The 9,836-nt window shown below is 71.3% G+C and carries 12 protein-coding genes; 8 read left to right on the plus strand and 4 right to left on the minus strand.

Annotation, left to right across the window (positions count from 1 at the left end):
• The 3 genes from AC559T_RS13655 to AC559T_RS13665 all read left to right on the plus strand — a co-directional run bounded on the left by AC559T_RS13655 (position 1) and on the right by AC559T_RS13665 (position 2,782).
• Positions 1–897: a F0F1 ATP synthase subunit gamma gene (locus AC559T_RS13655; RefSeq protein ID WP_071059411.1), complete on the plus strand. Its 897-nt coding sequence runs from the start codon at positions 1–3 to the stop codon at positions 895–897.
• 188 nt (positions 898–1,085) lie between these two features.
• Positions 1,086–2,525: a F0F1 ATP synthase subunit beta gene (gene atpD / locus AC559T_RS13660; RefSeq protein WP_020458662.1), complete on the plus strand. Its 1,440-nt coding sequence runs from the start codon at positions 1,086–1,088 to the stop codon at positions 2,523–2,525.
• Positions 2,525–2,782: a F0F1 ATP synthase subunit epsilon gene (locus AC559T_RS13665; RefSeq protein ID WP_018502335.1), complete on the plus strand. Its 258-nt coding sequence runs from the start codon at positions 2,525–2,527 to the stop codon at positions 2,780–2,782. The genes atpD and AC559T_RS13665 overlap by 1 nt, the downstream gene beginning before the upstream one ends.
• 124 nt (positions 2,783–2,906) lie before the next feature.
• Here the strand turns inward: AC559T_RS13665 and AC559T_RS13670 are convergent, their stop codons facing one another.
• Genes AC559T_RS13670 through AC559T_RS13680 form a run of 3 tightly spaced genes read right to left on the minus strand, consistent with a single transcriptional unit; the run spans position 2,907 to position 5,457 of the window.
• The gene (locus tag AC559T_RS13670) at positions 2,907–3,479 is read right to left on the minus strand and encodes a cob(I)yrinic acid a,c-diamide adenosyltransferase (RefSeq protein WP_071059412.1); all 573 of its coding nucleotides are present in this window, start codon (positions 3,477–3,479) and stop codon (positions 2,907–2,909) included.
• Positions 3,480–3,524: 45 nt separating this feature from the next.
• Positions 3,525–4,373: a hypothetical protein gene (locus AC559T_RS13675; protein WP_112106201.1), complete on the minus strand. Its 849-nt coding sequence runs from the start codon at positions 4,371–4,373 to the stop codon at positions 3,525–3,527.
• Between the two features lie 40 nt (positions 4,374–4,413).
• A complete protein-coding gene (locus AC559T_RS13680) occupies positions 4,414–5,457 on the minus strand; it encodes a hypothetical protein (protein ID WP_498868923.1) in 1,044 nt (347 codons plus the stop codon).
• On the opposite strand from AC559T_RS13680, the gene AC559T_RS13685 reads away from it, so the two are divergent.
• The 3 genes from AC559T_RS13685 to murA all read left to right on the plus strand — a co-directional run bounded on the left by AC559T_RS13685 (position 5,456) and on the right by murA (position 7,335).
• Positions 5,456–5,713, plus strand: a complete 258-nt coding sequence (locus AC559T_RS13685) for an NUDIX domain-containing protein (protein ID WP_306769213.1) — start codon at positions 5,456–5,458, stop codon at positions 5,711–5,713. The two genes, AC559T_RS13680 and AC559T_RS13685, sit on opposite strands and share 2 nt — an antisense overlap.
• Entirely contained in the window at positions 5,665–5,925 is a 261-nt protein-coding gene (locus tag AC559T_RS13690) for a hypothetical protein (RefSeq protein WP_306769216.1), read from the plus strand. Before AC559T_RS13685 ends, AC559T_RS13690 begins: the two co-directional genes overlap by 49 nt.
• A 132-nt stretch (positions 5,926–6,057) precedes the next feature.
• On the plus strand, positions 6,058–7,335 hold the full coding sequence (gene murA, locus AC559T_RS13695; RefSeq protein ID WP_498868924.1) for a UDP-N-acetylglucosamine 1-carboxyvinyltransferase: 1,278 nt from the start codon (positions 6,058–6,060) through the stop codon (positions 7,333–7,335).
• Between the two features lie 77 nt (positions 7,336–7,412).
• Here the strand turns inward: murA and AC559T_RS13700 are convergent, their stop codons facing one another.
• Positions 7,413–7,844: a hypothetical protein gene (locus AC559T_RS13700; protein WP_498868925.1), complete on the minus strand. Its 432-nt coding sequence runs from the start codon at positions 7,842–7,844 to the stop codon at positions 7,413–7,415.
• A gap of 339 nt (positions 7,845–8,183) precedes the next feature.
• Between AC559T_RS13700 and AC559T_RS13705 the strand changes: the two genes are divergently transcribed.
• Entirely contained in the window at positions 8,184–8,612 is a 429-nt protein-coding gene (locus AC559T_RS13705) for an STAS domain-containing protein (protein WP_112106202.1), read from the plus strand.
• A gap of 212 nt (positions 8,613–8,824) precedes the next feature.
• Positions 8,825–9,457 carry a hypothetical protein gene (locus tag AC559T_RS13710; RefSeq protein ID WP_071059416.1) on the plus strand — a complete coding sequence of 211 codons (633 nt, stop codon included), beginning with the start codon at positions 8,825–8,827 and terminating at the stop codon, positions 9,455–9,457.
• Positions 9,458–9,836 lie beyond the last annotated feature (379 nt).

Consider the following 9,836-nt stretch of genomic DNA (forward strand, 5'->3'; position numbering starts at 1 on the left):
ATGGCGGGCCAGCTTCGCGAATATCGGCGGCGGATCAAGACGGTCCAGTCCACCAAGAAGATCACCAAGGCGATGGAGCTCATCGCCGCCTCGCGGATCGCCAAGGCCAGGGCGCGGGTCGCCGCGTCCCGGCCGTACGCGGAGGAGATCACGCGAGTGATCAGTGCCGTGGCGTCGCAGACGACGATCGCTCATCCGCTCACCACCGAGCGCCCGGAGCCGACGCGGGCAGCCGTGGTCGTGATCACCAGCGACCGCGGCCTCGCCGGCGGCTACAGCTCCAACGCGCTCAAGCGCGCCGGGGAGCTGGTCGAGCTGCTGCGTGAGGAGGGCAAGGAGCCGCTGCTCTACGCGGTCGGCCGCAAGGCGGGGACGTACTACCGCTTCCGCGGCCGGGCGCTGGCCGGCGACTACACCGGCTTCTCCGAGCAGCCGAGCTACAGCGACGCGAAGGCGGTGGCGGACGCCCTCATCACGGCCTTCACCACGCCCACCGAGGAGGGCGGTGTCGACGAGATCCATCTCGTCTTCACCGAGTACGTCAGCGCCATGACCCAGAACGCGGTGGCGCACCGCCTGCTCCCGATGGTCCTGCGCGAGCACGACGAGCCGCCGGCCGGTGGGCCGCTGCCGAACTACGAGTTCGAGCCGTCGGCCGAGGCCGTCCTCGACGCGCTGCTCCCGCGGTACGTCGAGAGCCGTCTCTACGCGGCGCTGCTGGAGTCGGCGGCCTCCGAGTCGGCGGCCCGCCAGCGCGCGATGAAGTCGGCGACGGACAACGCCGAGGACCTCATCAAGACCTACACCCGCGCGGCCAACCGGGCCCGCCAGGACGCCATCACCCAGGAGATCTCCGAGATCGTGGGTGGCGCGAACGCCCTGGCGTCCGGCGCGTAGGAGACCTGTGATCTTCCGGCCACCCCTGCCCCGGCGTGCACCGCGGCGGGCCGACGCACTAGGCGGCGGGCGGACCGGTGTGGACACTGGGCTCACAGCCGGCATCGACTCCGCTGCCGGCGTCGACACCGACGAACGTCAAGCCGAAGCCCGCGGCGGCGGGCAACGACAGTGAAACCGAGGACGCCATGACCGTCACCACCAGCTCGCCGACCACGGCGGAGGGCCGGACTCCGGGGATCGGCCGAGTCGCCCGAGTCATCGGACCGGTCGTCGACGTCGAGTTCGCCCCCGACGAGCTTCCCGAGATCTACACCGCGCTGCACGTCGACCGCACGATCGACGGCGAGACCGCGGTCCTGACCCTTGAGGTCGCGCAGCACATCGGCGACAACACCATCCGCGCCATCTCCATGCAGCAGACCGACGGCCTCGTGCGCGGGGCTCCGGTCCGCGACACCGGCGCGCCGATCTCCGTCCCGGTCGGGAACGCCACCAAGGGCCACGTGTTCAACGTGCTCGGCAACCCGCTCGACGTGGACAAGGTCGACGCCGAGACCTACTGGCCGATCCACCGCTCGGCGCCGGCCTTCGACCAGCTCGAGTCGAAGACGGAGATGTTCACCACCGGCATCAAGGTCATCGACCTGCTCGCCCCGTACGTGCGAGGCGGCAAGATCGGTCTGATGGGCGGCGCCGGCGTCGGCAAGACCGTCATCATCCAGGAGATGATCCGCCGGGTCGCCAAGGAGTTCGGTGGCGTGTCGGTGTTCGCCGGCGTCGGCGAGCGCACCCGTGAGGGCAACGACCTGTTCCTGGAGATGACCGAGGCCGGCGTCATCGAGGACACCGCGCTCGTCTTCGGCCAGATGGACGAGCCGCCCGGCACCCGGCTCCGGGTCGCCCTCGGCGCGCTCACCATGGCCGAGTACTTCCGGGATGTGCAGAAGCAGGACGTGCTCCTGTTCATCGACAACATCTTCCGGTTCACCCAGGCCGGCTCCGAGGTGTCGACGCTGCTCGGCCGGATGCCCAGCGCCGTCGGCTACCAGCCGACGCTGGCCGACGAGATGGGCGCCCTGCAGGAGCGGATCACCTCGACCCGCGGTCACTCGATCACCTCGCTGCAGGCGATCTACGTCCCCGCGGACGACCTGACCGACCCGGCCCCGGCGACGACGTTCACCCACCTCGACGCCAACACGGTGCTCGACCGGGCGATCTCCGACCTCGGCATCTACCCGGCCGTGAGCCCGCTGGACTCGAACTCCCGGATCCTCGACGCCCGGTACATCGGGCAGGAGCACTACGACACCGCCCGCGAGGTGCAGCGGATCCTGCAGCGCTACAAGGACCTGCAGGACATCATCGCCATCCTCGGTATCGACGAGCTCTCCGAAGAGGACAAGATCCTCGTCAATCGGGCTCGCCGCATCCAGCGGTTCCTGTCCCAGCCGTTCTTCGTCGCCGAGCAGTTCACCGGCATCCCCGGCAAGTTCGTCCCGCTCGACGAGACGATCGACTCGTTCCGCCGGCTCACCCAGGGCGACTACGACCACCTGCCCGAGCAGGCGTTCTTCATGTGCGGCGGGATCGAGGACGCCGAGAAGAACGCGGAGAACCTGTAATGCCGATGCGGGTGGCGATCGTCTCGCCCGAGCAGGAGGTGTGGTCCGGCGACGCCGACATGGTCGTCGCCCGGACCGTCGACGGCGACATCGGTGTCCTGCCGGGACACATCCCCATGCTGGCCGTGCTCGTGCGCGACCAGACCGTGCGGGTGAAGGTCGGCGGCCAGGAGATCTCGGCCGCCGTCGACGGGGGCTTCGTCTCCGTCACCAAGGAGGGCGTCAGCATCCTCGCCGAAAGCGCGACGATCGCCTGACGCGGTTCGCCGGAACACCCCGGCTTCGGCGCTGACACCTGTCGGCGCCGAAGCCGAGACGGCGGCTCCAGAGGCCGGCAGAGCCCCAGGCTCCGTCGGCCCCAGGCCGTCGCCGGGGCTCTGCTCAGCCGCCGGCGCCAGGCTTCCACAGGACGTCCCCGTCCGGGTTCGCGACCCGGGACAGGATGAACAGCAGGTCGGACAGGCGGTTCAGGTAACGGGCCGGCAACGGGCTCGTCGCCTCCGGCTCCGCCTCGACCAGCGCCCAGCAGGCCCGCTCGGCCCGGCGCGCCACCGTGCGCGCCACGTGCAGCAGGGCCGCCCCGCGCGTGCCACCGGGCAGGATGAACGAGCTGAGCTTCGCCAGGTTCTCGTTGTAGTGGTCGCAGGCCTGCTCAAGACGGTCGACGTAGCTGTCGGTGATCCGCAACGGCGGGTACTTCGGCTCGGCGACCACCGGGGTGCACAGGTCGGCACCCACGTCGAACAGGTCGTTCTGCACCTGCCCGAGAGTCTCGCGGATGTCCGGGCCCAGCTCGCCCAGCGCCAGCGCCACCCCGATCGCCGCGTTCGCCTCGTCGACGTCGGCGTAGGCGGCCAGCCGTGGCGACGTCTTCGCCACCCGCGACATGTCACCCAGCGCCGTCGTGCCGTCGTCGCCGGTACGGGTGTAGATCCGGGTCAGGTGCACCGCCATGGCGTCACTGTATGGGCGCCGCCGTCCCGGTGCCCGTGAAGACCTTCAGATCACGGCATGCACGACGCTCGCGTCGTCACTGACCCCGAACCTCGGATGGCGCCGGCACTCGGGGTCCGCCTGTTCGGTCTCGCGGAGCCGGTGCACCAGCTCCTCCGCGGCTCCGCGGCGCACCGCGTCAACGAGAGCCCCGTACCCGTCCACCAGGGCGAACGGCTCGACAAGCCGGGCGAAGCCGTCCGAGAGCAGCAGCAGGTCCTCGCCGCCGGTCAGGCGAAGAGTGCGGCAGTGCGCGTGACGGGTGGCCTCCGGGACGTCCCCGAGGATCCACGACCCGCGCGACGTGTTACGCCGCCGGCGGCGCTCCAGCAGGGTCCCGCGTGCCCGTCCATAAGCTGCCGCCGGATCGTCGCCGTGGTCGATGTCCGCCCGGATGGCATCGAGGATCGTCCGCTCGGTCGTCGCGAACTGAGGATCCACGAACACGGTTGGAGACGGCCGGCCGCCGGCCGGGGCCAGCACGACGGGGACGTCGCCGAGAAGGCACAGGTCCAGCAGGTCACCGCGTTGCCGCACCACCGAGATCGCGGCGGTGGGGAACCCGGTGGAGCGGCACGTGCCCGCGTACGGCAGCCCGGCGAGCCGCGCCCGCGCCGTCACGTGTCCGACCAGCCGTGCGAGGACGTCCGCGAGCTCGGCACCGTCCCAGTCGACGCTGCGCAGGTAGTCGTCGGCCACCGAGCTCAGCCAGGCGGCGGCGGGAAGGCCCTCGATCGGCGGTCCGGCTTCGAGGGCTGTCGCTCCGTCGACCACCCAGGCGCCGTCCGCTCGAAATCCGCAAGCGTCCTCGTTGTGGGCCTTTGCCGACCAGCTCGAGGCCACCGTCACCTGCATCTCCGCCAGTCACCTTCCCCTCTCGCCCCTGCTTCGTCGGTCAGTGTCCGGCGAGTGCCAGGCCGACGCCGAGGAGTATCGCCCCCAGGAGGAGGGGAAGTAGGCGCCGTCGGGAGTCTCCGCCACCGATGACCAGGATGTGGAAGCCCCAGAACACCAGGAGCGTCACGCCTCCGGCGCAGGTGAGGAGGCCCGACGCCGGTCCCGGAGGTTGCCCGGCCGCGATGTTGGCGGCGGTCGTGATGAACGCGATCACCGCCGCGAGCAGGCCCATGATCTCGAGGATCTGGGTCCGGATACCGCGCAGTTCCGTGGTCGCCTCGTTCTGTCCTATCCGGAGCAGATCGGCCTGTTGCGCGTACTGGATGCGGGCGCGGATCAACTGGTAGTCACCGATTCGCAGCGCGTACTCGGCTCCCGAGCTGTCCTCCTCGTCGATGGCTCGCGCGATGCTCGCTCGAGCCGAGGCGTATGCGCCCCGGAGAGTGGCTATGCGGGCATGAGTGCCGTGATAACGCGGGTAGGCGCCGTGGCTGAGGGCGATCGCCTGCCGGATCAGCCGTTCTCCCTCCAGCAGGAGCTGGGGATCCGGGTCCGTGTCCGCCTCGTACTGATCCGCGATGATCGAGGCCGCCAGATGGAGGACCCCTGGGATCGACGACAGCCGGCGCACCGCTTCGAGCGCGAAAGTGAGAGCTGCCTGTCTGTTCGCCGGCTCGCCGTCGAGTGAGGAGTAGTACTCGGCCTGCATGAAGTAGAACATCGGATGATCGCCGAACGCGGACTGGTACTGGTCCACGTTCGCCCGGTGAGTCAGGTGATCCCTGCGACGCCAGGCGCGCGCCTGCACGCAATAGAACGCGTTGAATCGCGCCTGTTCGGATTGGGACGGGTCGCCCAGAATCGCGGCGAGCGCGTCATCCGTGGCGATCGGATCCTCGAGCAACGCCCGGGCCTCGGTCCCGTACGAGGCGTGGGTTTCCGGCGGCAGGGACTCAAGGCGCGCTAGGAGCACCGAAACCGAAGTCCAGGTCAGGTCCAGGTAATCCAAGTCGACGTAACCCAATTGGTAGGTTCCGCGCATGCATTCCGTAAGCGTAGCCGGTGTGACACGCAGAGATGACGGTCGCGTGCTCTGCATCCAGCGGCGGGACACCGGCGCGTGGCAGATTCCGGGCGGAGTCCTCGAGCGTGGTGAGACCTTCGAGGACGGGCTTCGCCGCGAGGTGCGGGAGGAGACCGGGGCGCTCGTGGAGCCGGTTCGCCTTACGGCATCTACCTCAACCTGCCCATGGGCGTCGTGGCGATGGTCTTCCTCTGCCGTGCGGTCTCCGCCGTGATCAGCTCCCAGACCGACGAGTCCGTGGCGGTCGACTGGCTCACCGTGGACGAGGTCGTCCAGCGGTCGGTGCCCGCGTTCGCCGTGCGGGTCACCGACGCGCTCGCCGGCCAGCCGGAGCCTTTCCTGCGTCACCACGACGGAGTGCGCGTGCTGGGCGTCGCCGGTTCGCCCGGTGCTGCCGTGGACTCCGCCTCGGCGCCGCATGCATAGCAATCCGGTCAGATCGTCGGATGGATGTCGGTGGTCCCCGGAGGTCTTCGTTGGTGTCCGGTTGTGGCCGGGGCGCGCCGTTTGCCGAGGCCGCGCTGAAGATCTTCCACGGAGCACCTAGCATCGGAGCCCGTGGAGTGCTTCGTCGTGACAGGCGGGACCAGGCTGGTCGGCGAGGTCGCCGTTCCGGGCGCGAAGAACTCGGTGCTGAAGCTGATGGCGGCGAGCCTGCTCGCGCCCGGCCGCACCACGTTGGACGCGGTACCCGACATCCTTGACGTCTCGGTGATGGCCGACGTCCTGCGTGGCCTCGGGGCCGGGGCGGAGCGTGACCGGGCCGGGGGTCGGATCGTCATCGACATACCCGAGGTGGTCGATGCCACCGCGGACGCCGAGCTCGTCCGCCGGATCCGGGCGTCGGTGGCCATCCTGGGGCCGCTCGTCGCCCGCCGCGGGGAGGCCCGGGTGGCGCTGCCCGGTGGCGACGCGATCGGCTCGCGCGCGCTCGACATCCACATGAACGGCCTGACGAAGCTCGGTGCCGTGGTGGACGTCGAGGCCGGGGTACTGGTGGCCCGCTGCTCCGGGCGGCTGCAGGGCGCCTCGATCTGGCTGGACTTCCCGAGCGTCGGGGCCACCGAGAACCTGCTGATGGCCGGGGCGCTCGCCAAGGGCACGACCGTGATCGACAACGCGGCCCAGGAGCCGGAGATCGCCGACCTGTGCGCGCTGCTCACCGCCATGGGCGCCCGGATCGACGGCGCGGGCACGTCCACGCTCGTCATCGAGGGGGTGGAGGGGCTGCGGCCGGTGCTGCACCGCACCGTCCCGGACCGGATCGTCGCGGGTACGTGGGCGATCGGCGCGCTGATGACCGGTGGCGACGTGACCATCCGGCACGGCCGGGCCGAGCACCTCGGGATCGTCCTGGAGAAGCTCGCGGGCGCGGGGGCGGCCGTCGAGCTCGTCGAGGACGGCTTCCGGGTGAGCGCGGACGGGCGGCCGCGCTCGATCGACGTCGTCACGCTGCCCTACCCGGGCTTCCCGACCGACCTCCTGCCGCAGGTGATCGCACTGGAGGCGGTCAGCGAGGGAATCTCGCTGATCACCGAGAACGTCTTCGACAGCAGGTTCGTGTTCTGCCGGGAGCTGCACGCGCTCGGCGCCGACCTGCGCACCGACGGCCATCACGTGGTCGTCCGGCCCACCCCGCGGCTGACCGGCGCCTCCGTGCTCGCCTCGGACGTCCGCGCCGGCGCAGCGCTGGTGCTGGCAGGCCTGGTGGCGGAGGGCACGACCGTGGTCCGTGACGTCCACCACATCGACCGCGGGTACGCGCACTTCGTGGAGAACCTCACCGCGCTCGGCGCCGAGATCCGCCGCGAGCCGTCCTCGGCGGCCGCGGCCTGAGTCGACCGCGGCCGAGCTGACCGCGACAACCGACCGGCGGACCTGGGCCAGGACTGGTACGGGTGTCGGCGGGCGGGTCAGGCGCCGTCGGTGGGCTCGCGGCGGCTCTGGGCGAGCGCGCGCACGGCCCTGGGCAGGTCGGCGGCGAAGACGAGCACGTGCTGGAGCTCCCCGGCCAGGTAGAGCAGGTCGCCGTGGGGGCTCACCGGGGCGGGCACCGGCCGCGCGGGCGCCAGGGTGGCGCGCACGCCGCTGCCGATGAGGGTCGCCCGCAGCCGCTCGGCCCGCTCGCTGGGCACGGTGGCGACGGCGACCAGCAGGCCGAAGTCATCCGCGCGCCGGTCGCCGCCCGGATGACCGGTACCGCCATCGGCGCCGCCATCCGCGTCCGGGTCGTGATCGGTGTGCGCGTCCGGCGTCGAGGTCAGCCGGCAGACGGCGACCAGCACACCGACGGCGATCAGGACCAGGGTGGGTCCATAGAGGAAGCCGAGAGCGGTGGTCTCCATGATCACCCCTTGGTCCGTCTGGTCTGTCGCGGGGCGCCCGGGGGCCTTCGGTGCCCTGGTCCCAGGTTCGTTTCCCGCCAGGTCCATCGTCGCACCGACACCGACGTTCGGATGGGTCTTTGGGCCTGAGCTGGATCGTCACACCAGTCAAATGGAACATATGGGAGAGATTGGTGAGATCATCGCCATGGGTGGGTTCCGAGTAGCCCCCCACTGCGATCGGCTGTCCGCGGGACTCGTCCAGCTGTGTGCGGCAAGCCGAGCGCAGGTGCAGGTGCCCAACGGCGGGCCCGACGCGACAGTCTCGGCCTGCCGGTGCATGGGGAATCGGAGGCCGCGATGGGCGAGTCGTCGACGGTGCGGGCGGTGGAGGCGGACTGTCCCGGCGAGGGCGGGAACCAGACCCTCCGACTGGTGGGGACGGTGGACGTCCGATCCGTCGGGGAGCTCCGGATGCTGCTGCACAACGCGATCGACGCCGGTCGCGGCCCACTGCACGTCGACGTCGGCGGGCTGGAGCTGGGCGACCACGCGGGTGTCGGGGTGCTGCTCGGGGGCGCCCGCCGGGCCCGCGCCCTCGGCCGCACGCTCGTCCTGGTGGACGCCTCCGCGGCCCTCGGACGCCTGCTCGCGGTCGACCGCCTTGGACGTCTGCTGCGCGTCCAGATCGCGCCCGACCGGCTCGCTGCCGTGCCTCCCGGTGCTGGCGGGCACGGCACGGTCGGCCACGCCCGCCGCGCCCGCGGCCTGAGCGTCCCCGCGGCCTGAAGTCCCCACCGGGTCCGTGGCCTGAGCGTGCCCGCAGCCTGAGAGAGCGCCCCCGGGGGTGCGGCTTCGTCCCGTGAGATTCGTCACCGGCGACGATCGTCCGTGGACGCTGAGTGATCGGCAAGTCCCCGTTGGCGGGCGCCGAGCCGGCATAGGGCATGCTTTCCCGATAATCGGGCCGGGTCGTGGCATGGTGGAGGTAAGACACAGACATGCTGGACGTGGAGGTGCCCGCGGGGGTGGACCCAGCCGGTGGTCGGGCGGCCCGGCCGGGGGCCGCGGCCTGGACCCAGCAGCAGCGGCCGCTCCTCGTGGCCGCCTCCTTCGTGGTCGCGGTCGTGCTCGGGGTGGTCATCGGGCTCGTCTGGGCCTCCGACGACTCCGCCACGCCGGGCGCCGTCGCCGTCGAGCAGCCCGACGACGCGATCCTCAGCCCCCCGCTGCCCTCGGTCCCCTGGGAGACCAGCCGGGTCGCCGGCAGGGCGCGGACGCTGGCGCTCAAGGGCAACGAGCCCACGACCCTGCGCCAGCCGCTGATGTGGCTCGCCGCCTACGAGGTGCGCAAGAAGACCGGTGCCGCCGCCCCGGTCGCGTCGGACGTCACGATCCCCAACGGGATGTTCTACGGCGCCGTCGAGGGCGTCGACAAGGAACGCGACGAGTTCTGGGCCGTCGGTATGACCGAGATCCGTGGGGTCGCCGAGACGGACGCCCCCGACCCGCACGTGTGGAAGCGCGTCGGCAGCGCCCCGTGGACCCTGGTCGGCCGCGGCACCGCGGCCTGCGACCTGATCCCCGCCGACCTGAAGAACATCTGGGGCCCGAGCGCCTGCTCCTCCGCCTGAGGCCCGCCGCCACCCGCGTCCGCCACCGTCGAGCCCTTCCGTCGCCTGAACGTCCGCCGCTGAACGGCAGCCGCCTGGACGTCCAGCGTCTGGGTAGCCCTGTTCCGGGTAACTCTCCGTAGGAGCTCTCGGCCGGCCCGGGCCCTGCGCACTGGGGGCGCCGGACCGGCATCGGCGGCTACGCTGCTGCCGTCGCCGGATCTCGCGAGGATCGGCGGCCATTGATCCCCGTCCTGGCTCGGCGTCGGATGTGCCCCGAGGTCCGTGCGCACGGCCCGTGCCTGTGGCTCTGCGCGCGGGGGCGGCGTCCGTCCGGCTGCCGGTTCCTGGGCGTCGCACGGAGCGCTAGGAGGCGGCGATGACGGATGTGGCCAGGTCG

Origin of the sequence: Frankia sp. Hr75.2 (assembly GCF_949319125.1) — a bacterium.
GTDB lineage: Bacteria > Actinomycetota > Actinomycetes > Frankiales > Frankiaceae > Parafrankia > Parafrankia soli.

Coding starts and splice junctions, on each gene's coding strand:
- AC559T_RS13655 (WP_071059411.1), top strand. CDS start 1: ATGGCGGGCCAGCTTCGCGAATATCGGCGGCGGATCAAGACGGTCCAG.
- atpD (WP_020458662.1), top strand. CDS start 1,086: ATGACCGTCACCACCAGCTCGCCGACCACGGCGGAGGGCCGGACTCCG.
- AC559T_RS13665 (WP_018502335.1), top strand. CDS start 2,525: ATGCCGATGCGGGTGGCGATCGTCTCGCCCGAGCAGGAGGTGTGGTCC.
- AC559T_RS13670 (WP_071059412.1), bottom strand. CDS start 3,479: ATGGCGGTGCACCTGACCCGGATCTACACCCGTACCGGCGACGACGGC.
- AC559T_RS13675 (WP_112106201.1), bottom strand. CDS start 4,373: ATGCAGGTGACGGTGGCCTCGAGCTGGTCGGCAAAGGCCCACAACGAG.
- AC559T_RS13685 (WP_306769213.1), top strand. CDS start 5,456: ATGCATTCCGTAAGCGTAGCCGGTGTGACACGCAGAGATGACGGTCGC.
- AC559T_RS13680 (WP_498868923.1), bottom strand. CDS start 5,457: ATGCGCGGAACCTACCAATTGGGTTACGTCGACTTGGATTACCTGGAC.
- AC559T_RS13690 (WP_306769216.1), top strand. CDS start 5,665: ATGGGCGTCGTGGCGATGGTCTTCCTCTGCCGTGCGGTCTCCGCCGTG.
- AC559T_RS13700 (WP_498868925.1), bottom strand. CDS start 7,844: ATGGAGACCACCGCTCTCGGCTTCCTCTATGGACCCACCCTGGTCCTG.
- AC559T_RS13705 (WP_112106202.1), top strand. CDS start 8,184: ATGGGCGAGTCGTCGACGGTGCGGGCGGTGGAGGCGGACTGTCCCGGC.
- AC559T_RS13710 (WP_071059416.1), top strand. CDS start 8,825: ATGCTGGACGTGGAGGTGCCCGCGGGGGTGGACCCAGCCGGTGGTCGG.